This window comes from Micromonospora sp. KC213 (genome assembly GCF_004348325.1).
Lineage (GTDB): Bacteria > Actinomycetota > Actinomycetes > Mycobacteriales > Micromonosporaceae > Micromonospora.
Genome location: NZ_SMKF01000001.1, coordinates 159,621 through 186,048, shown reverse-complemented (window position 1 = coordinate 186,048; position 26,428 = coordinate 159,621). Strand labels below are relative to the sequence as shown.

General features: G+C 68.0%; 16 protein-coding genes and 1 pseudogene. 14 read left to right on the top strand and 3 right to left on the bottom strand.

Annotation, left to right across the window (positions count from 1 at the left end):
* Both E1166_RS00635 and E1166_RS00630 read right to left on the bottom strand, forming a co-directional pair.
* Positions 1-383 (bottom strand): annotated as a pseudogene (locus E1166_RS00635) (RICIN domain-containing protein); the annotation flags it as partial.
* A gap of 187 nt (positions 384-570) precedes the next feature.
* Positions 571-4,119 (bottom strand): ThuA domain-containing protein, encoded by a 3,549-nt coding sequence (locus E1166_RS00630; protein ID WP_132334732.1) that lies wholly within the window; start codon positions 4,117-4,119, stop codon positions 571-573.
* Between the two features lie 533 nt (positions 4,120-4,652).
* Here E1166_RS00630 and E1166_RS00625 point away from each other — a divergent pair.
* From E1166_RS00625 to E1166_RS00595, 7 genes are all read left to right on the top strand, one after another.
* A complete protein-coding gene (locus tag E1166_RS00625) occupies positions 4,653-6,164 on the top strand; it encodes a sugar ABC transporter ATP-binding protein (protein WP_132334730.1) in 1,512 nt (503 codons plus the stop codon).
* Between the two features lie 67 nt (positions 6,165-6,231).
* Complete coding sequence (locus E1166_RS00620; RefSeq protein WP_132334728.1) at positions 6,232-7,206, top strand: ABC transporter permease; 975 nt, start codon at positions 6,232-6,234, stop codon at positions 7,204-7,206.
* A gap of 2 nt (positions 7,207-7,208) precedes the next feature.
* Positions 7,209-8,192, top strand: coding sequence for an ABC transporter permease (locus E1166_RS00615; RefSeq protein WP_132334726.1), 984 nt, complete (start codon positions 7,209-7,211; stop codon positions 8,190-8,192).
* Positions 8,193-8,202: 10 nt separating this feature from the next.
* The gene (locus E1166_RS00610; protein WP_243710051.1) at positions 8,203-9,387 is read left to right on the top strand and encodes an ABC transporter substrate-binding protein; all 1,185 of its coding nucleotides are present in this window, start codon (positions 8,203-8,205) and stop codon (positions 9,385-9,387) included.
* Positions 9,388-9,393: 6 nt separating this feature from the next.
* Complete coding sequence (locus E1166_RS00605; RefSeq protein WP_132334724.1) at positions 9,394-10,263, top strand: sugar phosphate isomerase/epimerase family protein; 870 nt, start codon at positions 9,394-9,396, stop codon at positions 10,261-10,263.
* Between the two features lie 268 nt (positions 10,264-10,531).
* Positions 10,532-12,898 carry a ricin-type beta-trefoil lectin domain protein gene (locus tag E1166_RS00600; RefSeq protein WP_243710058.1) on the top strand — a complete coding sequence of 789 codons (2,367 nt, stop codon included), beginning with the start codon at positions 10,532-10,534 and terminating at the stop codon, positions 12,896-12,898.
* A 318-nt stretch (positions 12,899-13,216) separates the two neighbouring features.
* Positions 13,217-14,470: a ricin-type beta-trefoil lectin domain protein gene (locus E1166_RS00595; RefSeq protein WP_243710050.1), complete on the top strand. Its 1,254-nt coding sequence runs from the start codon at positions 13,217-13,219 to the stop codon at positions 14,468-14,470.
* A 465-nt stretch (positions 14,471-14,935) separates the two neighbouring features.
* On the opposite strand, the gene E1166_RS00585 is transcribed toward E1166_RS00595, so the two are convergent.
* Positions 14,936-15,706: a FadR/GntR family transcriptional regulator gene (locus tag E1166_RS00585; protein WP_132334722.1), complete on the bottom strand. Its 771-nt coding sequence runs from the start codon at positions 15,704-15,706 to the stop codon at positions 14,936-14,938.
* A 142-nt stretch (positions 15,707-15,848) separates the two neighbouring features.
* On the opposite strand from E1166_RS00585, the gene E1166_RS00580 reads away from it, so the two are divergent.
* From E1166_RS00580 to E1166_RS00550, 7 genes are all read left to right on the top strand, one after another.
* Positions 15,849-17,117: an extracellular solute-binding protein gene (locus E1166_RS00580; RefSeq protein ID WP_132334720.1), complete on the top strand. Its 1,269-nt coding sequence runs from the start codon at positions 15,849-15,851 to the stop codon at positions 17,115-17,117.
* A 3-nt stretch (positions 17,118-17,120) separates the two neighbouring features.
* Positions 17,121-18,107, top strand: coding sequence for a sugar ABC transporter permease (locus tag E1166_RS00575; protein WP_132334718.1), 987 nt, complete (start codon positions 17,121-17,123; stop codon positions 18,105-18,107).
* Between the two features lie 41 nt (positions 18,108-18,148).
* Positions 18,149-18,934, top strand: coding sequence for a carbohydrate ABC transporter permease (locus tag E1166_RS00570; protein ID WP_243710057.1), 786 nt, complete (start codon positions 18,149-18,151; stop codon positions 18,932-18,934).
* Between the two features lie 28 nt (positions 18,935-18,962).
* Positions 18,963-20,165 carry a mandelate racemase/muconate lactonizing enzyme family protein gene (locus E1166_RS00565; protein WP_243710049.1) on the top strand — a complete coding sequence of 401 codons (1,203 nt, stop codon included), beginning with the start codon at positions 18,963-18,965 and terminating at the stop codon, positions 20,163-20,165.
* A gap of 165 nt (positions 20,166-20,330) precedes the next feature.
* A complete protein-coding gene (locus E1166_RS00560) occupies positions 20,331-21,383 on the top strand; it encodes a sigma-70 family RNA polymerase sigma factor (RefSeq protein ID WP_132334712.1) in 1,053 nt (350 codons plus the stop codon).
* A gap of 569 nt (positions 21,384-21,952) precedes the next feature.
* Positions 21,953-23,302: an endo-1,4-beta-xylanase gene (locus E1166_RS00555; RefSeq protein WP_243710048.1), complete on the top strand. Its 1,350-nt coding sequence runs from the start codon at positions 21,953-21,955 to the stop codon at positions 23,300-23,302.
* A 282-nt stretch (positions 23,303-23,584) separates the two neighbouring features.
* Positions 23,585-26,404 (top strand): glycoside hydrolase N-terminal domain-containing protein, encoded by a 2,820-nt coding sequence (locus tag E1166_RS00550; RefSeq protein WP_132334708.1) that lies wholly within the window; start codon positions 23,585-23,587, stop codon positions 26,402-26,404.
* The last annotated feature ends 24 nt before the right edge of the window (positions 26,405-26,428 follow it).

The following is a 26,428-nucleotide window of genomic DNA, read 5'->3' as shown; positions in this document are numbered from 1 at the left end:
GTGGGGGGCGGCGTGGTGGGGGAGTTCCACTGCTGATTGGTGCCGCCGTGGCAGGACCAGAGAATGAGCCTCGTGCCGTTCGCCGTTCCGGCGCCGTTGGCATCCAGGCACAGCCCGGACTGTACTCCGCTGATCGTGCCGTTCGCGTTCACGTTCCACTGCTGGTTCGTGCCGCCGTGGCAGTCCCAGATGATGACGGCCGTGCCGTTGCTGGTGCCCCGACCGTTGGCGTCCAGGCACTTGTTGCCGTGCACCATCAGTTGCTTGCTCGAGGTGTAGGTCCAGGTCTGGCTCGTTGCTCCGGTGCAGTCCCACAGTTGCGCCTGGGTGCCATTGCCGGACCCTGAGACATCCAGGCAGCGTCCGGACTGGACGCCCACGACAGGGGCGCTCTGCCCCGGTTCAATGGGCGCCGCCACCGCGATACCGGCGACGGAGAGCAGGAGAAGGGTGGCGCTCAGCACAGACAGCGAACGCCGGGATCTCGAAACGACCATGTGGTGCCTCACGGTGTCGTAGGGAGGACGCTCCGGTGCGCGGGTGCGCACCGGAGCGGTCCCTCCGGATCGGCTATGCGGGGCTGAACCGCCACTGCTGGTTGGTGCCGCTGTGACAGCTCCATTGGAGGAGGCGTGCACCGTCGGTGGTCGCGCCGCCGTTGACGTCGACGCAGAGCCCACTGGGGACACTCTTGACGGTGTAGACGCCCGATGTGGTGGTGGGTGTGACGAGGAACTTCTGCTGGTTGCTGTTGTTGCAGGTGAACTGTTGCAGGAACGCGCCCTGGGCGGTGGAGCCACCGGTCACGTCGAGGCACTTGTTGCTGTGCACAGCCTTCAGGTAGACGGCACCGCTTCCGGCGTCCACGGCCTGCCATTTCTGGTTGTTTCCGCCGGTGGCCGCCCACTGGACGATCTGGGCGCCGTCGGCGGTGGAGGCAGCGTTGACGTCCATGTACTTGCTGCTGTGCTGCGCCGCCACGGTCCAGGTCCGGCCGGCCACACCGCCGCCGGTGCTGGGCTCGCCGACCCCGGTGCCGCCGAACCTGAACGAGTCGAGGTCGAACCAGTTGGTCGCCGTGCCCTTGAACACCATGTAGAGCGTGTGCGTGCCGGCGAGGGCAGCGGTGTTCACCGCCGGCGTGGACTGGTAGTTCTCCCACCCGCCGGTGCTGGGCACCGGTGTGGTGGCCAGCAGTGTGCCGGTGGGTGAGTCGGCACGCAGTTCGATGGATCCACCGCCGCTCGGTGACGACAGCCGGTAGCTGACGTTGGTGATGCCCGACAGGCTCATCGGGTTGAACGCCACCCAGTCGTTGTTGGAGATGTCGCCGATTCGCTTGCCGCTTTCGGCGGCGGCGTGGTCGATGACCCGTACACCGGATTGGCTGGTGTGGTACTCGGCTTGCTTGTGCTTGGGGTGCAGGATGGCTCTGGCCCTGCCGGTGAGCGGGGTCGCACCACCGGGCCCACCGCTGTCGGTGTATCGGGCGTTGAGGACGTAGTACAGGTTGGCTCCGTCAGGGTGCCCGCCGAGCAACTCGGTCGGGATGGTTCCCGAGCATCCCGGGTAGTCCGTGGTCTCGTGTTCGTGGTCGTCGTGGCCGAGAGCCGGGTTGACGAACACCTTGGTGCAGTCGATCACCCCGCCGTCCGGGTCGGTGACCGTGACGGTGTAGGGCACCTTGTCGCCGAAGGTGAGCATGCCACCGTTGACCGGCACGGTGATGGTCACCACCGGCGCCGTGTTGCCGACGACGATCTGCACGTTGGCGAAGGCCGACTTGCCAGAGCTGTCAGTGACCTTGAGCTGGGCGGTGTAGTTGCCGTTGCTGGTGTAGGTGTGGGACGGGTTGGCCGCCGTGGAGGTGGCGCCGTCTCCGAAGGTCCACTGGTAGCGCAGAGTGTCACCGGGGTCCGGGTCTGCCGTGCCGGCGCTGTTGAACTGCACGGTCAGCGGTGCGGACCCGCTGGTGGGTGTGCCGGTGGCCTTGGCGACCGGTGACCGGCCGCCCTGGATGTAGTCGATGCGGTAGAGACCGGAGTCGTTGTTGCCGCCGCCGAAGCTGGAGCCCCATTCGACGAGGTACAGCGAGCCGTCCGGGCCGAACTCCATGTCCATGGGCTTGTTGAAGTTGCCGGCCGGCATGAAGGGGTTGGTCCGGGTGACCGCTGTGGCCGAGTCGAAGTGGACCTCCTTGATGTAGTCGCGCTCCCACTCGTAGAAGAAGTGGACGCCGTCGTAGTAGGGCGGGAACTTGGTCTGTGACGGGTTTGCCGCGTTGTAGCGGTAGACCGGCCCGCCCATCGGTGCCGCGCCGTTGGCACCGAGCTCGGGGAAGGTCGGCGAGGTGCCGTAGCCGTACCACATGTTCGGTGCGACAACCGGCTTGAGGTTGGTCAGGCCGGTGTTGTTGGGGGAGTTGTTGACCGGTGCGTTGCAGTTGAACTTGGCGCCGACCACCCGGGTGTCCGGGTTGTAGGGCGCGTACGGTTGGTTGTCGCCGTGGCAGAACGGCCAGCCGTAGTTGCCGGGGGTCTTGATGACGTTGAGTTCGACAAGCCCTTCCGGACCGCGGTTCGTGGCGGGGCCGCCCCGGTCCGGGCCGTAGTCGGCCAGGTATACCCAGCCGGTCTGCGGATCGATGGAGAACCGGAACGGGTTGCGGAAGCCCATCGCGTAGACCTCTGGCCGGGTCTGCGCCGTGCCCTGCGGGTAGAGGTTGCCGGCCGGGATGGTGTAGCCACCGTTGGCCGAGGGCCGGATGCGCAGCAGCTTGCCACGCAGGTCGTTGGTGTTGCCGGCGGTCCGGGCGGCGTCGAGGTTGGCCTTACCGGGCCGCCAGTCCAGCGGGGCGTAGCCCTGCCAGCTGGGGTCGAGGTTCGGCGGGGTGTCGTCCCCGGTGCCGATGTAGAGGTTTCCGTCGGGGCCGAACTCGATGTATCCACCGGTGTGTCCGGGCTCGGGGAAGGTGCGATCCCGGTACGCGGGGATGTCGATGATGGTTACCTGGCTGGACATGTTCAGGGTGTCGCCGGTGAGGGTGAACCGGGAGACCCGGTTGATGTCGGTCGCGCTGCTCGCCGGTGAGTGGTACAGGTACACGTAGCCGTTGCTGGCGAAGTCGGGATCGAGCGCCAGCCCGGTGAGGCCGTCCTCGCCGCCGGTGTAGACGCTCAGCGTGCCGGCCGTGACGGTGGTGTTCGTCGACGGCTTGAAGATCTTGAGCTGCCCGGCCCGCTGGACGTAGAGCACCCGCCCGTCCGGGGCGACCGCGAGGGCCATCGGGTCGGCGGTGTTGTCGTCGAGGGTGCGTTTCTCGAAGTTGCGCCACACGGTGCCGCCGCAGTCGCCGGGCTCGTTACCGGCCGCCCACTTGACACCGCCGAGGACGTGGTTGCGGAAGTTCGTCTCGCTGTAGGATGCGGCCGCGTGCCCCATGGCGGTGGCCCAGACCCGGCCGCCTGCGGTGTTGCGGCACCAGGAGATCGGGTGGTCGGGACCCATCGCGCGGGAGCCGGGGTTGTACGTGCGCTCGTCGGCGGTGACCAGGACGTGGACGTCGCCGCGCGGGTTGCGGTCGAAGTTGTACCACTCCTCGCTGCGGTTCCAACGGTCCGGCAGGCCGGCCGTCGACGGGTGTTTCTTGTCGGCGACGATGGCGGTGCCGGGCAGTACGCCGGGGGAGTGCTCCGGCATGTGTGCGCCGGCGTTGATGGTCTGGTCCCACCACGGGTATTCGTTTTCGATACCCATGTCCGTGGCGTTGTGGATGGCGACGATGCCCTTGCCGCTGGCGAGGAATCCCTCCACCGCCTGGCGTTGGGCCGCCGTGGTCCACACCATGCCCGAGGTCTGGAACATGATGAGCACGTCGAAGGTCGCGAGGTTGGCCGGGGTGAAGACGCTGGCGTCTTCGGAATGGACGAGCTCGAAGTTGTCGGCCGCCGCTTGCTGCTGAAACATCGCGACGCCGGCGGGGATCGAGTCGTGCCGGTAGCCGGTTGTCTTGGTGAACAGCAGGGCGCGGAAGGCCGGAGCCGCCGACGCCGGTTGGACGAGCGCGAGCGACAGCAGCAGGCCCGCGATCGCCCCGAAGATCAGTGTTCTGCGATGCATACCGTCTCCTATTTCGGCGGGCAACGATGCCGCGACCACGGGCACGTGCGGGCGACACCTGCGATGCGCCAGGGTGGCCTGGTCGGGTCGAAGGCGTGCCTGTGCCGTCAGATCGTCATGCCGTCCGCCGTGACGGGCAGTCAGGTCCCTCGGGGAGGTAACGCAGCGTCACATCAGATGTGACCTTGTCCCGTGGTCTGCCGGGCCAGCATGCAGCTAGATATCGGAAAATGTCAATACGACTCTGGCGGGGTGGGTTGGATAACACATCCTTGCATAACGGTTTCGTTGTTGGTCGTTGAGGAGGCGGCGTCGACGGGTCGAACGGCGAACCTCGTTTTGTGGCGGGTGTCGTGGGATTGCCAGCGCTCATCAATGCATTTACCCTCTGGGTGCGATCTCTGACCGCATAAAGGCGAGGGTTCGCAGCTTTTCGGCCGAAGCTGCGGGCGGAGCCTGCTGTTTTGCGCGGTACGCGAACGACTCGACTGTCGATGACTCGATCCCGCTGACTACAGACGTAGGGGCCCGTGATGTCCGACCCGCTGCCGTCGCCGCTGCTTGTCCTCCGGGGGATCGGCAAGTCGTTCCTCGGCGTGCGGGTCCTCCAGGGCGTCGACCTCGATGTCGAGCCGGGTGAGGTGCACGCCGTCGTCGGCGAGAACGGGGCCGGCAAGTCCACGCTCATGAAGGTGGTGTCCGGCGTGTACGCACCTGACGAGGGCAGGGTCGAGTTCACCGGCACACCGCGGACCTTCCACGGCCCGCGAGACGCCCAGCGGATCGGCATCGGCGTCGTGTACCAGGAGTTCAACCTGTTGCCCGAGCGCACCGTTGCCGAAAACGTGTATCTGGGCCGGGAGCCCTTGCGTCGTGGCTTCGTCGACCGCAAGGCGATGCTCAACCGCACCGCCGCGCTTCTCGCCTCGATCGGGGAGAGTGCACTGCCGGCCGACGCGCGCGTGGGGCAACTTGGTGTGGCACAACAGCAGGTGGTCGAAATCGTCAAGGCGCTCGCGCTCGACGCGCGGCTGCTCATTCTGGACGAGCCCACCGCGGCCCTGGCCGACCACGAGGTTCAGCAGCTCTACGCACTGGTACGGCGCTTGCAAGAGCGGCGGATAGGTGTGCTGTACGTTTCGCACCGCCTCAAGGAGGTCTTCGAGCTGTCCAGCCGGATCACCGTACTCAAGGACGGCCGCCGGGTGACGACACTGGACACGGCAGACACGAGCGTCGACGAACTGGTGCGACACATGGTCGGCCGGGAGCTGTCCAGCTACTATCCCGACCGTGCGCGGCCGGAGGAGCTCGGCCCGGTCCGCCTCAGCGTCAGGGCTGGAGGAAACCACAAGCTGCGCGGCATCGACCTGCGGCTGCGCGCTGGCGAAGTACTCGGCGTCGGTGGCCTGCAGGGCTCCGGCCGGTCGGCGCTGGCCCGCGCGCTGTTCGGCGTCTCGCCGTTCACGACCGGCCAGATCACGCTCGACGGCGAGCCGGTCCGGCTCCGTTCGCCTCGCGCCGCGATGCGAGCCGGTATCGCCTATGTCACCGAGGACCGCAAGGGCGAGGGCATCGTCGCCGGGCAGTCGGTGCTGGACAACGCCCTGCTGGCCAGCCGTGCCGTCGTTCCGCGCTGGGCTGGCCGCGGTGCCCGCGCCATCCGGTTCCGGGAACTGCTCGCCGCTGTTCAGGTGCGCGCCGCGGGGGAGGACCAGGAGATCCGTTTCCTGTCCGGCGGCAACCAGCAGAAGGTCGTACTGGCCAGGTGGCTGGCACTCAGTCCCAAGATCATGCTTTTCGACGAGCCGACCCGGGGCATCGACGTGGGATCCAAGTCGGCCATCCACGACCTCGTCCGCCAGCTCGCCCGCGACGGCGCGGCGGTACTGATGATCTCGTCCGAGCTGCCCGAACTGCTGGGCATGAGCGACCGAATCGTTGTCATGCGCGACGGCCGGATCGCCGGCGAACTACCCGCTGGCGCGACGGAGGAGGACGTCGTGGCGCTGGCGGTCGGCAGTATGCGGGAGGTGTCCGCATGAGCGAGCGGATTATCGGGTACCGCGCGGGCGGAGCATCACGGCCGCCCGCAGCGAAGCGGGGACGGGCATGAGCGACGCGTTGTCCCTGCCGGCCCGGCGGGCCTCGCTCGGCGTGTTCGGGGCGCTGGCCCTCACCCTGGCAACAGGTTGGCTCGTCGTCACGCTCGACGGCGGCCAGCTGTTCAGCTTGCCGACGACGGTGAGCCTGCTGCACGTCGCCGCCGGTCTCGGGCTCGTCGCCGTCGGGCAGACCCTGGTCATTGTCGGTGGTTCCCTCGATCTGTCCGTGGCGTACGTGGTCAGCCTCAGTACTCTCGTCACCGCCGAGACCATGGGCGGTGACAACGGGGCGCTGTTGCCGGCGATCGGCCTGGCGCTCGCGGTCAGCGCCGCGATCGGCCTCTTCAACGGCCTTCTGGTCACCAAGGCGCGGATGAACGCGTTCATCGCGACCGTCGGCGTCGCGCTGCTGCTGAAGGGGTACCTCGACAACGGCTACGACGGCCCGGCCGGCAAGACCGCCCCCGTGCTGGTGCAGAGCCTTGGCTACCAGCGCGTCGGACCGGTGCCCGTGTCGTTCCTGTTGCTGCTCGCCGTCGCCGCCGCGGCCTGGTTCGCGCTCGCCCGCACCCGCTTCGGCCACCACCTGCTCGCCGTGGGCGGTGACCCGGAGGTCGCCCGGCTCTCCGGGGTGCGCAACAGCCGCGTCCTCGTCACCGCCCACGTACTGTGCTCGCTCTGTGCCGGCCTAGCCGGGGTCTACCTCGCCAGCCGGCTCGGCTCGGGTGCGCCGCGGGTGGGCACCGAGGGCCTGTACGACCTGGAGTCGATCGCCGCGGTGGTCCTCGGTGGCACCGCCCTGGCCGGCGGGCGCGGTGGCGTGGTCGGCACCGTCGGCGGCGTGCTGTTGCTCGCCAGCATCGACGCGATCTTCAACCAGCTCGAGGTCGACGCCTTCTTCAAGCAGGTGATCCGTGGCGTGATCATCATCGCGGCGGTCGCCATCTACGCCCGGCGGGCCCTGCGGAAGGCGGCGTTCTAGCCATGCACACCATCGAGCGTCGCCCGCTTCCGTTGCGGCTTCTACGGATTCGCCCCGGCAGCGTCCTACCCATCGTCGCCGTCCTCGCGGTGCTGGTGGTCCTGCTCACCATACGACAACCCGACTTTCTCTCCCCACCGTCACTGATGTCGTTCCTCGGCCGCTCCACGCCGATCATCCTGCTCGCCGCCGGCCAGTACTTCGTGATCGTCTCTGGCGAGTTCGACCTGTCCGTCGGCTCCCTGGTCACCGCGCAGGTCGTCGTGGCCTCCCGGCTCATCGACAGCGAGCCGTCTCGCACCTGGCCGGTCGTCGTGCTGCTCCTCGCCTTCGGCGCCATCGTCGGCCTGGTCAACGGCCTGGTCACGACGCGGTTGCGGGTGCCCTCGTTCATCACCACCCTCGGCATGTTCCTGATCCTCGTCGGCGCGGTCTATCTGTGGTCCGACGGCGCCCCGAAGGGTGGGCTCTCCGAGGAGTTCCGGCGGTTCGGCCGGCGTGCGTTCGAGGATGTGCCTGGACTAGGCCGCATACCGTACGCGCTCCTGGTTCTGATCGTCGCGGTCGGACTGGCCGTGATCCTGACCCGCTCCGACTTCGGCCGGACCCTGGTCGCCGTCGGCGGCAACCCGCGGACCGCCCAGCTCAGCGGCGTACGGGTCTGGCGTGCCAAGACCATCGCATTCGTCCTCAGCGGACTGGCGGCAGCCGTCGCGGCGATCCTGATCGGCGGGTACAGCGGTGTCTCGTTCCAGGCCGGCGCCGGCCTGGAGTTCGGCGCGATCACCGCAGTCGTCCTCGGCGGCGTCGCTCTCGGCGGTGGTCGCGGCTCGGTCGTCGGCGCGATGCTCGGCGCGCTGACCCTCGAGACGCTCTTCGCGCTGATGAACTTCTACGGCGTCTCCGGCGCCCTCAGATCGACCGTCCAGGGCGCGATCATCCTGCTCGCCGTGGCGGTTTCGTCCGTGCGTTCCTCGTCCAGGTAAAGGGGATTCCGTGAGACCTTCCATAGCAGCCCTGGCCGCCGGCGCCCTGCTCGCGCTCGCCGGCTGTGCCACCGACGAACCGACCGCCCCCGCATCGAGCGCCACGTCCGAGGCCACCGGGTCCGGCACCGGGGAACAGTCGAAGTTCTTCGTGCAGGCCGACTACGACAACGAGCTCGCACTCCTCGACGCCCAGCCGACCGGGCCGGCCGGCAAGCCGTGGGAGCAGGCGCTCAACCCGAAGATGGTGGACACCGCGAAGTTCAAGAAGCCCGGGCCGCACAAGATCTGCTTTTCCAACGCCGGGTTGAACAACCCCTGGCGGCAGGTTGGATTCAAGACCATGCAGGCCGAGGTCGACACGCATCGGGACCGGATCAGCGAGTTCGTCCACGTCGACGCCGAGGGCAAGGACCAGAAGCAGATCGCGGACATCAACGATCTGCTCGGTAGGGGATGTCACGCGCTCATCGTCTCGCCGAACACCACCGCCACGCTCACTCCGGCCGTCGAGGCCGCCTGCCAGAAGGGTCTACCGGTCATCGTCTTCGACCGCGGCGTCGACACGAGCTGCCCGGTGACGTTCATCAACCCGATTGGCGGCTACGGCTTCGGCCACGTCTCTGCCGAGTTCGTCGCCCAGAAGATGAAGCCGGGCGGCAAGGTGCTCGCGTTGCGTATCCTGCCCGGCGTCGACGTGCTGGAAACCCGTTGGTCCGCGGCGAAGGTCGCCTTCGACAAGGCCGGCGTCAACGTGGTCGGCGTCGAGTTCACCGACGGCGACCCGGCCAAGACCAAGAAGATCGTCGACGACTACATCCAGCGGTACGGCACGATCGACGGCGTCTGGATGGATGCGGGGGCGGTCGCGGTCGCCGCGGTCGAAGCGTTCCTGGACGCGGGCAAGCCCGTGCCACCGATCAACGGCGAGGATCAGCTCGACTTCCTGAAGCTGTGGAAGGACAAGAAACTCACCGCGATCGCGCCGACGTACCCGACCTATCAGTGGCGGACTCCGGTCATCGCCGCGCTGAGGATCCTCGACGGCGAAGCCGTGCCCGACCCGTGGAAGCTGCCGCAGCCGGTCATCACCCAGGACAACCTGGACCAGTACCTGGACCCTGGCATGCCGCCGCTGCACTACGCGATGTGCGGCTGCACCGACCTGCCGGGTTACCCACAGCGCTGGAAGTAGGCGGCGATGCGCGCCATCGGCATCAGCCCGTGGGTGTGGGCCTCGCCGGTCACCGACGCGGTCCTCGCCGAATTGGTCCCACGCATCGCCGCGTTCGGCTTCGACGCGGTCGAGTTGCCGATCGAGGAACCCGGCGACTGGGATCCGGTGCGTACCCGTGATCTGCTTGCGGCGCACCACCTCCGCGCGGCGGCCGTCTGTGCGGTCACCCCGCCGGGGCGTGATCTCGTGAACGCCCCACCGGAGGTGATCGAGTCGACCGCGGCGTACCTCAGGTACTGCGTGGACAGCGCGGCGGCCGTCGGGGCCGCATGCGTCGGAGGCCCCGTCTACGCCGCGGTCGGGCGTACCTGGCGCATGTCGGCCACCGCTCGGGTGGCCTGCTACGCGGACTTCCGCCGGGCACTGGCGCCGGTGGCCGACCATGCCGGGGAGCGGGGCGTGAGCATCGGCGTGGAGGCGCTCAACCGGTACGAGACGAGCGTCGTGAACACCGTCGAGCAGGTGGTGGAACTGATCGACGGCCTCCCGCCGAACGTCGGCCTCATGATCGACACGTATCACATGAACATCGAGGAGGCCGACCCCTACGCCGCACTCGCCCTCGCCGGTCCGCGAATCAAGCACGTCCAGGTCAGCGGCACCCACCGGGGTGCCCCCGGCACGGATCACTTCGACTGGCCCCGCTTCTTCGCCGCGCTGGCCGAGGCCGGCTACCGCGGTGCCGTCTGCATCGAGTCGTTCACCGCGCAGAACGAGGCCATCGCCACTGCCGCCTCGATCTGGCGCCCGCTCGCCCCGTCGCAGGACGCCCTCGCCCGAGACGGGTTGTCCTACCTTCAAAGGGTCATCGAAGGATCGACAACTGTCACTTGACGTGGAAAGCGGCGACGCCTAAAGTTCGCCCTAACGTCATACGTCATATGTATCTTCCGCCGCTGGTGGAGACCGCGGTTGCGGCCTCGACCTGTCTCGGCCCCGACCCGTCGGACGGCTCGCCACCGTCCGACGGTCGGCGCCGGCGAAGCGGATCTCACGGCCCCGCCCGTCCCGCAACCCGGCCACATTGAGGCCGGGTTGGCCCGGGTGCCGCACCGCGGGATCGCCCCTCCCCGCCCCATCGTCAGGAGGAGTCGCGTTGTTTGTGTCATCGTCCTTCGCGGTGCGAAAACACCTGCTGGCCGCATTCTCCACGGCGGCGTTGACCGCCGCCGCCGTCGTGGCCTCCGCCGCGCCCGCCTCGGCGGCCCCCACGACCCTCTATGCCTCCCCGTCCGGCACCGGCACCGTCTGTTCCAGCGCGCAGCCGTGCTCGCTGACGGCGGCCCAGGCCGCGGTGCGGTCGCTGAACGACGCGATGTCGGACGACATCGTGGTGCAGTTGGCCGACGGTGTGTACCGGTTGTCGGCACCGTTGCGGCTGACCGCCGACGACTCGGGCTCCAACGGTCACACGATCATATGGCGGGCGGCCCCTTCGGCACGCCCGGTGATCAGCGGGGCCCGGGCGGTCACCGGGTGGTCACTGGCCGACGCGGGTCGGAACATCTGGCGGGCCAACGTCGGCACCGGCATCGATGCCCGGCAGCTGTACGTCGACGGCGCGGTCGCCACCCGTGCGCGCGTACAGGTGAACCGGGCGGACTTCACCGCCTCCAACGTCGGGATGAGGTTCTCCAACGCTGCCTTGAGCTATCTGAACAACCTGGCCAACCAGAACCGGGTCGAGATGGAGAGCGTCAACTCGTTCACCGACCGGTACTCGCCGGTGCAGAGCATCAGCGGAAACCTCATCACGATGCAGCAGCCCGCGTGGAACAACAACAACTTCGGCTACGACACCTTCACCAGCCCGCACCGGGCCGGCCCGCTGTACCTGACCAATGCGTACGAGTTCCTCGATGTGCCGGGCGAGTGGTATCTCAACCCGGGGACGGGTGTTCTGTTCTACATCCCGCTCGCCGGCCAGAACATGAGCACCGTCAGCGTGGAACTGCCGACGCAGCAGTCCCTCGTGAGCATCGGGGGCACCTACGACGCGCCGGCGCATCACATCACGTTCAGCGGGATCACGTTCACCGGTACGAGCTGGTTGGGCCCCAGCAGCAACCAGGGCTACGTCGACCAGCAGACCGGCGCCTACCTCGCCGGGAACTGGAGCTGGCCCAGCTTCTCGTCATGCCACAACGGCTGCCCCCAGTTCGAGGCCGCCCGACCGCACTGGTTCCAGATGCCCGCCGCGGTACAGATCTCCGCAGCCAACTCCATCACCCTCACCGACTCCCGGTTCGTGAACCTGGGCCAGACGGCCATCGGCGTCGGCAACGACGCGAACGCGCACGCGAGCGGGGTGGGCCTGGGCGCCAGGAACATCACCATCACCCGGTCCGAGATCGCCAGAAGCTCAGCCGGCGGCATCCTGGTCGGCGGCGTTCGCGCCGACGCGCACCACCCCAGCGACCAGCGGATGGTCAACCGGGACATCACCATCAGCAACAACCGCATCCACGACCTCGGGGCGGACTACCGGGGCATCGTCTCTGTCCTGACGACGTACGTCACCAACGCCACCGTCTCCCACAACGAGGTCTACAACATGCCGTACTCCGGTATGTCGATCGGCTACGGCTGGGGCTCCAACGACGCCGGCGGCAGCAACCACTACGCCAACCGCGGCCTGTACAACTACCAGCCGCGGTACACCACACCCACCACCGCCGCCAACAACCGGCTCATCGGCAACTACATTCACGACGTCATGCAACAGATGAACGACGGCGGATGCATATACACGCTCGGATGGAACCCGGACGCGCTGATCAGCGGTAACCACTGCCTGCGGACCAACGGCTACTTCGGGATCTACTTCGACGAGGGCTCGAAGTACTACACCGCCACCAACAACGTCTTCTCCAACACCGGTACGTGGGCGACGGCCAACTACTGGGGTGGCGAGAACATGGGCAACTGGACCGTCACCAACAACTGGTCGACCAATGGCAGTACCAATATCACCAACGGCGACCGCGGCAACGTCGTCCATGGCAACGTCACCGTCGCCAACGGCAACTGGCCGTCGGGCGCCCAGGCCGTGATGGCGTCCGCCGGGCCGCAGGACGGCACCACCCCGCCGGGCGGTCGGATCGTGGGTGTGCAGTCGGGACGGTGCCTGGACGTGCCGGGCGCCACCAACGGCACCCAGGTCCAATTGTGGGACTGCACCGGTGCCGCGAACCAGACCTGGACCCACACGTCGAGCAAGCAGCTCATGGTGCACGGCACCAAGTGTCTGGACGCCATCGGGCAAGGCGTCAGCAACGGCACTGCCGTCATCATCTGGGACTGCAACGGTCAGGCCAACCAGCAGTGGAACGTCAATTCCAACGGCACCATCATCGGCGTCCAGTCCGGGCTGTGTCTGGACGCCAGCGGTACGGGTACCGCCAACGGCACCAGGATCCACCTCTGGTCCTGCCACGGCGGCACCAACCAGCAATGGATGCTGCGATAACCGGAGTCAGGTAGCCGAACCTGGCTGACGTATAGAGGGAGCCGACGCGAGAGTGCCTCGCCAAGGGCGTGTGGGTCGGTCGCGCGACCGACCCACACGGTGGGGCACTTCCTCTCATCCTGCTCGCCCTCCGGGCCGGCGAGCTGCCCGTCAGGCGGGTGTGCGCCGCGACGAACTACGGAAACAGCGGTGGGACCCGTGTCGAGTCATACCTCCGATAAAGGAGACACGGTCGTGTTGCTTCGAAAACTCTCCGTCCCCTGGATAGGGGCGATGATGGCTGCCATGATGGTGGCTGCCGTCGGGGTGTCCGTCGTCATGACTGTCACCTCCGCGGCGGCCGCCACCACCGCGGGCTGCGGCAAGGCTCCAGGGCTGAACAGCGGCACCCACACCATCCAGAGCAGCGGCAAGAGCCGCAGCTTCATCCTTCGACTACCGGACAGCTACAACAACAACTATCCCCACCGGCTGGCCTTCGGGTTCCACTGGTGGGGCGGCACCGCCAACGACGTCGCGTCCGGCGGAAGCGACGGATACGCCTGGGCGTACTACGGCATGCTCTCGCAGTCGAACAACACCACGATCTTCGTCGCCCCGCAGGGCATCGGCAACGGCTGGGCCAATTCCAACGGTGAGGATGTCACCTTCACCGACGACATGATCCGCGTGATCGAGAACGCGCTGTGTGTCGACACGACACAACGGTTCTCCGTCGGGTTCAGCTACGGCGGGGCGATGAGCTACTCGCTGGCGTGCTCCCGGCCCACCATGTTCCGTGCGGTCGCCGCAATCGCGGCACCTGGACCGATCAGCGGATGCAGCGGCGGCACCCAGCCCGTGGCGTACATGGGGATCCACGGTATCAACGACAACATCCAAAGCGGACGGTCGTTGCGGGACAGGTTCGTCAGGAACAACGGCTGTGCCGCGCAGAACGCCCCCGAACCCGCGGCCGGCAGCCGGACCCACATCACCACCACCTACTCGTGCCGGGCCGGGTACCCGGTGGTCTGGGCCGCGTTCGACGGCGGCCACCAGCAAGGTCCGGTCGACGGGTGTGCCGGCTGTGAGAGCGGCGCGAGGAGCTGGGTCAAGCCGGAGGTGTGGCGGTTCTTCAGCCAGTTCGGGTCCACTCCGCCGCCGAGCAGCCCACCACCATCGAGCCCGCCGCCCGGCCAGCAGAACGTGATGATCGCCAGTGGCCAGGTCGGCCGTTGCGTCGACGTTCCCAACTCCAGCACCAGCAACGGCACCCGGGTACAGCTGTGGGACTGCCACGGTGGCACCAACCAGCGCTGGACCCACACCGCCAACCGCACACTGACCGTCTACGGCAACAAGTGCCTGGACGCCAGCGGCGCGGGCAGCGGCAACGGTACCGCTGTGATCATCTACGACTGCCACGGCGGAGCGAACCAGCAGTGGAACCTGAACTCCAACGGAACCATCACGGCGGTCCAGTCGGGACTGTGTCTTGACGCCGTCGGTGCCGGCACGACGAACGGGACACAACTTCACCTCTGGGCCTGCCACGGCGGCGCCAACCAGCAGTGGAGCCTGCGGAACTGACAGTATGCAACTGCTGAGAACCACCCGCCCGGGAATCGGTTTCCCGATGCGGCTGCGACGGGGCGATGGTCGTGCTCGCCTTGGCTGGCGGGAACACGGTGCCGGCCATCGCCCGCCTGTGCAGGCCGACGAGGACACGGTCCGGCTGGTCATCCACCGGTGCAACGAGATGGGGATGACCAGCCTCGACCCTCAGGGGGCGGGCGGCCGTTCACCCGCTGGAGCGTCCGCAAGCTCGCCGACCCCCTGAGCTCGCATGCTGTCCGCCGGGTCGACCCGCAGCGCGATGCCCAACTCGCCCGGATCGAGTACGTCAACGCCCACTTCCCAGTCAGCCAGGAACCCACCGCCAAATCACAGGCGCGCCCAGGTGCTCGCCGAACCGGACTCGCGGCGGCCGCTCAGCCATCAGCCCAGGCGCGCTGTCACCCGTCACCCGCATCAACATGCTGCTGGCCACTACACCTAGCGCCGCAGGCGGGTCGGCTCGCCCGGTCCGCTGCGGCGCACCACCCAGGCCTCGGTGATGTGGGTGAACATCGTCTCGGCGGCACCGGCTGGGTCGTGGGCGGCGATCCGCTCGTAGATGCGCCGGTGGCCGTGGTTGGACGCCACGCACAAGGCGCGCTCGGTGCGGCCCACGTAGCGGGCCGTGTTGATGACCTGGCTTTCCAGGGCGCGTACGACGGCGCGGGCGATGCGGTTTCCCGACGCCTGCATGACGGTGTCGTGGAACATCCGGTCGTGGTTGTGGTAGGAATCGGGGTCGTCGACGAGCTCGTCCATCTGGTCGACCAGTGCGCGCAGCCGTTCGACGGTCTCGTCGTCGGCCAGCCGGGCGGCGAGGTTCGCCATGTCGGACTCCAGCACGCGGCGGGTGACGACCAGGTCGTCGAGAATGGCGAGGCTCTCGTCCTCGGCGATGGTGGCGCCGAGGACGAGTTCGTCGAGCATGTTCCACATCGCCGGCGGGGTGACCATTGTGCCGGTGCCTTGGCGGACCTGCACCAGCCCCTTCTCCTGAAGGATCTTCACCGCCTCGCGCACGACGGTGCGGCTGACCGAGAAGGTCTGGCAGAGCACCGGCTCGGGTGGTAGCGGCGAACCCGACGGATGGATCCCGCGGACGATCCGCTGCACCAGTTCGGCCGTGACCGCGGTGGCGAGGTTGGCCGGTCGCCGAGTCCAGGCAGGGGGCCCGGCGACGCCCGTGGCCCACTTCGCTGCTGCCGTCATATCACCCTCCGAGACCCGTGGGCACATCACGAGCGCTCATCACTATACGCCAATGCGTTGACGTCATACGTCATACGAGTTACGTTCCCGTGTGATCCTCCGCCAACGGCCGGTCCCGGCCACCTCCGGAGAGGAAACAGCTATGAAGCAATGGGCACGGTGGTCGGTGGTCGTGGTTGCCGGGCTGGCCTTGGTCGGCTGTGGTAGTGCCTCAGAATCGGACTCCTCGTCCGGTGGTTCGGACGGCAAACTCGTCGTCTGGGACTGGAAGTCGGGTGACCCCTCTGCGGCCTCATACATTGAGAGGGCGAAGGCCGACTTCGCCAAAAAGCATCCGGGCGTGACGGTCGAGTTCGTCGCGCAGCCCTTCGAGCAGTACTACACCCTGCTCGGTGCCGCCATTCAGGCCGGCAAGGGACCGGACGTCATGCTCTTCAACGGCGGCGGACAGATCCGCGACCGGGTGGATTCGCTGGTGCCACTGGATGAATACGTCGGCGATGACAAGCAACGGCTGGCGGGGTGGGAGGCATTCACCAAGGACGGCAAAACCTACGCCGCCCCGGTGACCCTGCAGGGTCACCCGATCTACTACAACAAGTCGCTCTACCAGAAGGCTGGGCTGGACCCGGAGCGGCCGGCCGCCAACTGGAACGAGTTTGTCGCGAACTGTCAGGCCATCACCAGGGCCACCGGAGCGAAGTGCTTCGCGCAGGGCAACAAGGAAGGCATCGGCATCCAGTTCTTCCTTTCCGGCCTGGCCTCGGGCGTCCTCTCGCCGCAGGAGTACGACGACTGGATAGCCGGCAAGCGCAACTGGACTTCGCCGGGCGTCAAGCGGGTCTTCTCGCTGTGGAAAGAGGTCAACGACCAGGGCCTGAACAACGACGGGGCCAACTCGACGGCGATGTTCAACGACGCGTTCGCGGTGTTCCAGTCCGGCAAGGCCTCGCACGTGATCGGCCTGATGTCGGACATCGGGCACTGGAAGGACTTCGCCGAGTTCCTCGACGCCCGCAACGTCGGCGTCATGACGTCACCGGTCGTGACGGCCGGCACCACCCCGAGCCTTCCCTACGATGGCGGTATCGGCTACGCGGTCGCGAAATGGACCAAGGACCCGAAGGTCGCCGCCGACCTGGTGCGGTCGTTGACCTCGACCGACGCGCTGAAGGTGTTCTACGCCGAGGCGGGGGCGATCGCCTCGGACACCACGATCGACGTGTCCAGCGCCGGCCCGGCCGTCGCGACGATCGTGTCGGAGATCAAGGACGGTAAGCCGGCCCTGCACGTGGCCCTGTCATCCAAGACGCTGGACCTGATGGGACGGCTGTCGCAGCAGCTGCTGAGCGGATCGGTCACGGTGGACAAGGCGGTAGACGAGCTGGCCAAATCCGACCAGGCGGGTTGATCCGTGTCGCTTCGGAGCTCGTCGCCGCCGGCTCGCCCGGCTGACGCCGCGGGGGCCGACGGGCCACCCACCGGACACAGAGGGGCTCGTCGCGCGGCTGCGGCTCGCTCACGCCGTCCGTCCGGCGGCCGACGCACCGAACGTCTGGCACCCTATGTCCTGGTCGCTCCCGCCGTCCTGATCATCGTCGTACTGCGGCTGTGGCCGCTGCTGCTGGGCGTCAACTTCTCCTTCACCGGCGACGGTGAGCGCAACGGCACCACGGTCGGCCTCGACAACTACCGCGACCTGCTCGAGGATCCGCTGTTTCGCGGCGCACTGCGCAATGTGGGACTGCTGGTACTGCTGCTGCCGATCGCCGTCGCCATCCCGGGCCTGCTGGCCACGTTCATCTACCTCCGCGTACCGGGGCATCGGTTCTTCCGCGGCGTGTACTTCTTCCCGGCCGTACTCTCGCCGGTGATCGTCGGCGCGATCTTCAACCTGCTGCTGGCCTTCGATGGTCCGTTGAACGCCGTCCTCGGCGGTATCGGCATCGGACCGGTCGACTGGCTGGGCGACCCACGCGTGGCCATGGTCACGGTCGTGGCCGTGCACATCTGGGCGACCTTCGGCATGGCTCTGGTGGTGTTCCTGGCCGGTTTCGCCACCCTGGACGGCGCGCTGCTGGACGCCGCCCGGGTCGACGGGGCCTCGCTTGCGCAGACCATCCGGCACGTCATCATTCCCGGCCTGTCCCGGACCATCCAGTTCGTCTTCGTGACCACGATGATCGGGATGCTGACGTCGATGTTCGGTCTGCTCTACATCATGACCAGCGGCGGCCCGGAGGGGTCGACCTACCTGCCGGAGTACTACATCTGGATCCAGCAGGGCCAGATGAACCGCCCCGCACTGGCCTCGGCCGCCTCGACGGTCCTGTTCCTGATCATGCTCGTTGTCGGCCTGTTGCAGCTCAGCCTGCTGCGCCGGAGCGGAAGGACGGAGTGATGTCGCGGATCCGGTGGGGCAGGTGGCTGCTGGCCGTGCCGATGGCGGCGCTGGCCCTGGCAACGATGTATCCGCTGGTCTTCACCGCCAATGTGGCGATGAAGACCCGCCGCGAGTACATCCTCGACCGGTTCTCGCTGGCCAGCGCACTGCGGTGGGAGAACATCGCCGCGGCGTGGCACAGCGTGGGCATGGCCCGCTACCTCCTGAACTCGGTCGCCGTGGTGACCTGCTCCGTAGCGTTGCTGCTGCTGATCGGGTCGATGGCCGGATTCGCGCTGAGCCAGCTGCGCTTCCGCGGCTCCTCGACACTGTTTCTGGTCTGCCTCGTGGCGCTGTTCATCCCGTTCCAGGTGATCATGGTGCCGCTGGTGAGGATCATGGCCGAGGGCGGCCTGACGGACACCTATCCCGGACTCGTCCTTGCCTATGTCGCTCAGTTCCTGCCCTTCACGGTCTTCCTGATGACCAGCTACTACCGGGGCGTGCCGACCGAGATCGTGGACGCCGCGCGGATCGACGGAAACACACCGTACGGCGTCTACCGGCGGATCATGCTGCCGATGGGTGCCCCCGCGCTGCTGTCGGTGGGCATTCTCGACGCGTTGTTTTGCTGGAACGACGTGCTCATCTCCCTGCTGCTGATGCCGTCGGCCGATCATCGCACGCTGATGGTCGGCGTCACGTCGCTGCGCGGCCAGTACTCCGACGACATTCCCACCTTCGCAGCAGGTGTCCTCATCGCCGCGGTACCGGTGCTGGTCACGTACCTGTTCCTGCAGCGCCAGATTGCCGACGGGATGACGGCCGGCTCGACGAAAGGCTGACATGCGGATCACCGGATACCGGACCTTGATGACGGTGCAGAAGTGGGGTCGCGCGGTGGGCGACGCCAACGGCGTCTACCCCGACGGCGTCATGCCGGTGCCGATCATCATGGTGGAGACGGACGAGGGAATCACCGGAGTCGGCCTGGGAGCGCACGTGGAAGCCGATGCCGTCTTCGCCGCCATCGACGGCGAGGATCCCCGGGCGGTGACCGCGCTCTACGATCGCATGCTGCGTCAGACCTTCAAGGCCGGCCACGCCGGCGTCGTGTTCGGCACGATCGGCGCGTTCGACACCGCACTGTGGGACATCAAGGCACAGGTCGCCGGCGAGCCGCTGTGGAGGCTTCTCGGCGGCCGGGACCGGACCGTCCACGCCTACGCCTCCGGCCTGGACTTCGCCCTGACCGACGACGAGCTCGTCGCCACGTATGAGGCATACGGACGACGCGGGCTGCGTGCCGCGAAACTGAAGGGCGGCCTGGACATCGAGCGCGACCGGCACCGGTTGATGCTCGTGCGCGACGTGCTGACCGAGGCGGCGCGCGGGGTGCGGCCGGGGCTGATGCTGGACGCGAACGAGTCCTGGAGCCGCAAACAGGCGGTCCGCCATATCAGCGAGATCGAACGCACGCTGGACCTGACGTGGATCGAGGAGCCGGTCCGGCGCTGGGACGCCGACGGCCTCGCCGCGGTCAGCCGCGGCGTTCGCACGTCGGTCGCCAGCGGTGAGAACCTGACCGGGCTGGAGCAGTTCCGCCCGCTGGTCGCCGCCGGCAGCCTCGACATCGTCCAGACCGCCGCAGTCTGGGGAGTCACCCATTTCCTGCGCGTGTCCGCGCTGGCCCAGGCCCACGACCTGCCGGTCAGCCCGGTCGGCAACACGCCTGTCGCTCTGCTGCACGCGGCGACCTCGGTGCCCAACCACATCGCCAGCGAGCTGCAGGACCTTGAGCCGCCCGTCGGGCTGGACGTGGACGTGGACGTCGAAGACGGCGCTTTCATCCTGGGCGACTCGCCGGGCCTGGGAATCCGGGTGGACGAGGTCGCGATCACCGCCGCCGGTGGAGAAAGGAAATTCGTGCCCCGTGGGCCACAGGTACGACCGGAACAGGCCGGCCGGCGGCTGCTCGCGGTCACCGATCGTGGCGGGGCCACGCTCCTGCCGCCATCCGTCGATGGCCGCCCGGTCCTGGTCGCCGCCGAGACGCCGTGGGTCGACCGACGCTGACCTCCGCCGAGCTCGCCGCCGGGACCAGGCCAAGCCCCACAGGAAGGAAAGTCGCCGTGGCATCGCCCGCGACCGGAGTGTTCGGTCCTTGCGCAGGCTCCACGCACGCGCAGGCGTCAGAGGCGGTCGGACCAGCCGAAGCCCGGCCGGAGGCGTAGACCGGTCATGGCACAGGCTGCCGGCGCCGACGAGACGAGCTTGGTCACCGCCGCCCAGGCCGGCGACGGGCGTGCCCTCGACGAACTCTTCACGGCCTACCTGCCGGTGGTGTACACGATTGTCGGCAGGGCGATCGATAGCCGTCCGGACGTCGACGACGTCGTGCAGGACACCATGCTGCGTGTCCTTCGGGCGCTGCGCACCCTGCGCACTCCGGACAGCTTCGAGCCGTGGCTCATGGCGATCACCATGCGCCAGGTCAGCACCTACCTGCGGCGACGACAGGCGACCGCCGGACGGACCACCGATCTTGGCGAGGTGATCGACGCGGCGGACGCCGACACCGAGGGCCTGACCATGCTGCGCCTGGAACTGTCCGATCAGCGGCGGCAGGTGGTGCGGGCCAGCCGGTGGCTCGATCGTGACGACCGGCTGCTGCTGTCGCTGTGGTGGCTGGAGGCCGCAGGGCAGCTGACCAGGACCGAACTGGCGGCGGAACTGGGAACGAGCGTGGCCCACGCCGGGGTGCGAGTCCAGCGGATGCGCAACCGACTGGAGTTGAGCAGATCGCTCGTGGCGGCACTGGAGGCCTCGCCCATCTGTACCGGGTTGACCGCGGTGCTGGAGGGTTGGGACGGGGTACCTGGTCCGCTGTGGCGCAAGCGCGTCGTACGGCACACACGATCCTGTCAGCGCTGCCTCCGCGCCGCCGACCGGCTTCTCGCGCCGGAGAGCCTGCTGGTCGACCTCGCGCTTCCTCCCGCTTCGATGTCGCGCCGCCGTGGTGCTCGGCAAGGGCAGGCTCGTCGCAAGAGCGACGGTGACCGGCCCAGTGGCGGCCCTGGCCACCGCGCCCGCGTCCGGGTGGCGCAGGTAGGCGTCAAGGCTGAACTCCTCGGCCGACTCGCCCAGGTGATCGGGGCCTGCCCCGCGCAGCGGCGATCGGGCACGGTCCTCGTGGGCGCTCCGGTCACGGCGACGGCGGGGTACTCTGCCGCACTCCGTCGCATCGAGACCCGTCCGGAGCCCTTGCCCGGCACCGGCACCTGTGGGGTGTGACCGAGGCGATCAGCCCACGCTGGGGTCCAGCGCTGGTTCTCGCCGAAGCCGTGCGCAGCCGGCCTCTCGTCCAGAGTCTCGGGCCAGACGCCACACCGTGCCGTGACCTCCGGCACCGACACGCCCTGGGCGAACCATCCAACCGCTTTCCGCCCCGCGGAACGGGGCGACCATTGGCCACCGGGACCGATAACAGAAACCGATATGCCTTTTCCTGCCATCGTGACGACAATTCGGTGTCGACAAGGTGTTATTGATGGCGTACCTGGCAGGTCCGGGGTTCGGTCACCTGCGCCAGGGACGAGTCCAGGGGTTTGCCGGTGATGCGCCTCTTGAATAGTTGGAAACAATCTGGCAATATGATATCCGTCAATGTATGACGGATATTAATTTCCGTCCGCCGGAGCTAGGTGCAAGCGAGTCAGTGATGTCGATGCCGGTGCGGCGAGGTGGCCGGACTTCGAAAGGTTCTGACAATGAACGATCTCGTCCATTCGGCGAGTCCGCCCGAGCGGCGGTGCACAAGAGCAACACTGTCCCTGTTGCTGGTCGGCCTGCTTGGAGCCGGCATGTCGTTGATCTCCGCTGGTTCCGCCACCGCCGGCACCACGCTGGGCGCAGCGGCGGCGGAGAAGGGGCGGTACTTCGGCGCCGCCGTCGGGACGTACAAGTTCAATGACAACACGTACATGACGGTCCTCAACCGCGAGTTCAACAGCGTTGTCGCCGAGAACGAGATGAAGTGGGACGCGACCGAGCCGCAGCGGGGAGTGTTCAACTACAGCGGCGGCGACCGCATCGTCGGTCACGCCCGGTCCCGGGGCATGTCGGTGCGCGGCCATACCTTGCTGTGGCACACCCAGCAGCCCACATGGGCGCAGCGACTGTCCGGCACCGACCTGCGCAACGCCGCCATCAACCACGTCACCCAGGTGGCCACCCACTACCGGGGGCAGATCCACTCCTGGGACGTGGTCAACGAGGCGTTTGCCGACGGCGGCAGCGGCGGCCGGCGTGACTCGAACCTGCAACGCACCGGAAACGACTGGATCGAAGTGGCGTTCCGCGCCGCCCGCGCCGCCGACCCGGGCGCGAAGCTGTGCTACAACGACTACAACACCGACGGTATCAACGCGAAGTCGACCGGCATCTACAACATGGTCCGCGACTTCAAGGCCCGCGGTGTGCCGATCGACTGCGTCGGCTTCCAGTCCCACCTGGGCACCTCGATCCCCGGCGACTATCAGGCCAACCTCCAGCGCTTCGCGGACCTGGGCGTGGATGTGCAGATCACCGAGTTGGACGTCACTCAGGGAGCCAACCAGGCCAGCATCTACGCCACCGTCACGCGCGCCTGCCTGGCGGTCGCACGCTGCACCGGCATCACCGTGTGGGGCGTGCGGGACTGTGACTCGTGGCGTGGCGGCGAGAACGCGTTGCTGTTCGACTGCGCCGGCAACAAGAAGCCCGCCTACACCGCGGTCCTCGACACACTGAACGGCGCACCGAACCCCAATCCGACCACCCCGACGCCGGGGCCGAACGGTAACCGGCTGCGCGGTGAGGCCTCCGGCCGCTGTCTGGACATCAGCGGGGCTTCCTCGGCCAACGGCGCACAGGCACAGATCTGGGACTGCCACACCGGCGCGAACCAGCAGTTCACCCAGAACGCAGCCGCCCTGCAAACCATGGGCAAATGCCTGGACGTCGCATCCAACGCCCCCGCCGGCACCCGGGTGCAGATCTGGGACTGCCACGGCGGCGCCAACCAGCAGTGGACCCTCAACAGCAACGGCACGATCAGCAACACCCAAACCGGCCTGTGCCTGGACGTCAACAGCGGCGGCACCGCCAACGGCACCGCGGTCATCGTCTGGAACTGCCACGGCGGCACCAACCAACGCTGGACACGAGTCTGAGGCTCGCTTCCACACCAGCTCCGCCTGCTGGTCGCAGAGTCGGGAGCGCGGCTTCCAGGCCGCACGGCGGCGGCGACATGACGCCAACATGTTCGTCGCCCGCGACCTGGAAGGGCCGGCGTGGAGGGGGCAACCTCCGCGCCGGCCCGGCCCGTGACCGCAGCCACCAGCGCCCATCCTCTGCCTGCGTGCTGAGCGCTCCGACCGCTGCCCGACGGAGCGCATCAGCGCCGGGCCCGAGCCTGACAGTCCGCCCCCGCCGCACTGTTCGGAAGGATTCCGATGTCTGAAGTGACACGGAGGCAGCTTTTCACCGCCGGAGCCGCCGGGGCGGGAGCAGCCCTGCTCCCCGCGGGTTGGACCGCCGTAGCCCGCGCTGGCTCGGTGCCGCCGCCGCAGGTGCTCGCCGCCAACGACATGGCGCTCTGGTACGACGAACCGGCCGGCGCGGACTGGTTGCGGGCGCTGCCGATCGGCAACGGACGCCTCGGCGCGATGGTGTTCGGAAACATCGACACAGAACGACTTCAGCTCAACGAGGACACCATCTGGGCCGGCCGTCCCTACGACTCCGCCAACACCCGCGGCGCGGCCGCGCTGCCGGAGATCCGGCGGCTGGTCTTCGCTGACCAGTGGGGCCAGGCGCAGACGTTGATCGACCAGGCCATGCTCGGTCGGCCGGCCGGGCAGTTGGCCTATCAGCCGGTCGGAAACCTGCGGCTCGCCTTCGGTAGCGCCAATGGGGCGTCGCAGTACATCCGGACGCTCGATCTCACCACCGCGATCGTCACCACCACGTACGTGCACAACGGTGTGCGGTACCAGCGTGAGGTGTTCGCGTGTGCTCCGGATCAGGTGATCGTCGTGCGTCTCACCGCCGACCGGGCCAACTCGATCACGTTCAACGCCACCTTCGACAGCCCTCAGCGAACCACCGTGTCCAGTCCGGACGCGGCGACGATCGGCCTCGACGGAGTCTCCGGAAACATGGAAGGCATCAACGGGTCGGTCCGGTTTCTCGCCCTCGCCAACGCCGTCGCCACCGGCGGCACGGTCAGCAGCTCCGGCGGCACCCTGCGGGTTGCCGGAGCCACCAGCGTCACCCTGCTGGTCTCGATCGGCTCCAGCTACGTCAACTACCGCATCGTCAACGGCGACTACCAGGGCATCGCGCGCACCCGCCTCAGCGCGGCCCGCAGCCTCGGCTACGAGCAGCTGCGCAGCAGGCACCTGGCCGACTACCAGGCGCTGTTCAACCGCGTCTCGATCAACCTGGGCCGCACCGCGGCGGCCGACCAGCCGACCGACGTGCGGATCGCCCAACACGCGAGCGCCAACGACCCGCAGTTCTCCGCGCTGCTGTTCCAGTTCGGCCGATACCTGCTGATCTCCTCGTCGCGTCCCGGCACCCAGCCGGCCAACCTACAGGGCATCTGGAACGAGTCGATGGCTCCGCCCTGGGACTCGAAATACACGATCAACGCCAACCTGCCGATGAACTACTGGCCCGCCGACACGACGAACCTCTCGGAGTGCTTCCTGCCGGTCTTCGACATGATCAGGGAGCTGGCCGTGACGGGTGCCCGCACCGCCCAGGCCCAGTACGGCGCCGGCGGGTGGGTCACCCACCACAACACCGACGGGTGGCGGGGCTCCTCGGTCGTGGACGGGGCGCTGTGGGGCATGTGGCAGACCGGCGGCGCCTGGCTGGCCACCCTGGTCTGGGACCACTTCCTGTTCAGCGGGGACATCGAGTTTCTTCGCGCCAACTACCCGGCGATGAAGGGTGCTGCCCAGTTCTTCCTGGACACCCTGGTCACGCATCCGACGCTTGGATACCTGGTCACCAACCCGTCGAACTCGCCGGAGCTGCCCCACCACTCCGGCGTCAGCGTCTGTGCCGGCCCCACCATGGACAACCAGATCCTGCGCGACCTGTTCGAGGGCGTGGCTCGGGCCAGCGAGACGCTCGGCGTGGACATCCCCTTGCGGCCCCAGCTCCGGGCGGCCAGGGACCGGCTGCCACCGATGCGCGTCGGTTCCCGCGGCAACATCCAGGAGTGGCTGGCCGACTGGATCGAGACCGAGCGCAACCACCGGCACATCTCCCATCTGTACGGGCTGCATCCCAGCAACCAGATCACCAGGCGCGGCACCCCGCAGCTGTACGAGGCCGCGCGGCGAACCCTGGAGTTGCGCGGCGACGACGGGACGGGCTGGTCACTCGCCTGGAAAATCAACTACTGGGCGCGGATGGAGGACGGCGCGCGTGCGTACAAACTCATCCGCGACCTGGTCCGGACCGACCGGCTGGCGCCGAACATGTTCGACCTGCATCCGCCGTTCCAGATCGATGGCAACTTCGGCGCCACCGCCGGCATCGCCGAGATGCTCCTGCACAGCCACAACGGCGAGCTGCACCTGCTGCCGGCGCTACCGTCGGTCTGGCCGACCGGGCAGGTGGCGGGTCTGCGGGGGCGCGGTGGATACACCGCCGGCATGTCGTGGACCGGTGGCCAGGCCGACGAGTTCCTCGTCCGGGCCGCCCGCGACGGCACCGTCAAGCTGCGCGCCCGACTGTTCACCGGAAGCTACACAATCGTCGACGTCATCGACGGCAGCACACCCGCCACGACCCGGCCCGAGACCGACGTCGTCCAGCTCGCCGTCCGGGCCGGTCACACCTACCGTGTCGCGCGGCCAGGGGTGACGCCGTCGCCGACGCTGAGCGCCACCCCGACCGTGAGCCCGACCGCCTCGCCCTCGCCGACGGTGAGCCCGAGCAGTACACCGCCGCCGTCCGGGGCGCGTGCGGCGTACGCGGTGACGAGTTCCTGGCCGGGCGGCTTCCAGGCCGAGGTGACGGTGACCGCCGGCGACTCGCCAATCCGGGGGTGGACCGTTTCCTGGACCTTTCCCAATGGACAGGTCATCAACCAGATGTGGGGCGGCTCCTACACGCAGAGCGGGGCGAACGTGACGGTGACCAACGCCGCCTACAACGGCGCGCTGCCGGCTGGCGGTTCCGCGAGCTTCGGTTTCATCGCCACCGTGACCGGAGCCAACAACCCACCGAACGAACTGGACTGCACGACGACCTGAGCCGCATGGTGGCCGGCTCGATCA

Coding starts and splice junctions, on each gene's coding strand:
- E1166_RS00565 (WP_243710049.1), top strand. CDS start 18,963: ATGACGGTGCAGAAGTGGGGTCGCGCGGTGGGCGACGCCAACGGCGTC.
- E1166_RS00630 (WP_132334732.1), bottom strand. CDS start 4,119: ATGCATCGCAGAACACTGATCTTCGGGGCGATCGCGGGCCTGCTGCTG.
- E1166_RS00550 (WP_132334708.1), top strand. CDS start 23,585: ATGTCTGAAGTGACACGGAGGCAGCTTTTCACCGCCGGAGCCGCCGGG.
- E1166_RS00585 (WP_132334722.1), bottom strand. CDS start 15,706: ATGACGGCAGCAGCGAAGTGGGCCACGGGCGTCGCCGGGCCCCCTGCC.
- E1166_RS00555 (WP_243710048.1), top strand. CDS start 21,953: ATGTCGTTGATCTCCGCTGGTTCCGCCACCGCCGGCACCACGCTGGGC.
- E1166_RS00625 (WP_132334730.1), top strand. CDS start 4,653: ATGTCCGACCCGCTGCCGTCGCCGCTGCTTGTCCTCCGGGGGATCGGC.
- E1166_RS00605 (WP_132334724.1), top strand. CDS start 9,394: ATGCGCGCCATCGGCATCAGCCCGTGGGTGTGGGCCTCGCCGGTCACC.
- E1166_RS00620 (WP_132334728.1), top strand. CDS start 6,232: ATGAGCGACGCGTTGTCCCTGCCGGCCCGGCGGGCCTCGCTCGGCGTG.
- E1166_RS00570 (WP_243710057.1), top strand. CDS start 18,149: ATGGCGGCGCTGGCCCTGGCAACGATGTATCCGCTGGTCTTCACCGCC.
- E1166_RS00615 (WP_132334726.1), top strand. CDS start 7,209: ATGCACACCATCGAGCGTCGCCCGCTTCCGTTGCGGCTTCTACGGATT.
- E1166_RS00595 (WP_243710050.1), top strand. CDS start 13,217: ATGACTGTCACCTCCGCGGCGGCCGCCACCACCGCGGGCTGCGGCAAG.
- E1166_RS00560 (WP_132334712.1), top strand. CDS start 20,331: ATGGCACAGGCTGCCGGCGCCGACGAGACGAGCTTGGTCACCGCCGCC.
- E1166_RS00580 (WP_132334720.1), top strand. CDS start 15,849: ATGAAGCAATGGGCACGGTGGTCGGTGGTCGTGGTTGCCGGGCTGGCC.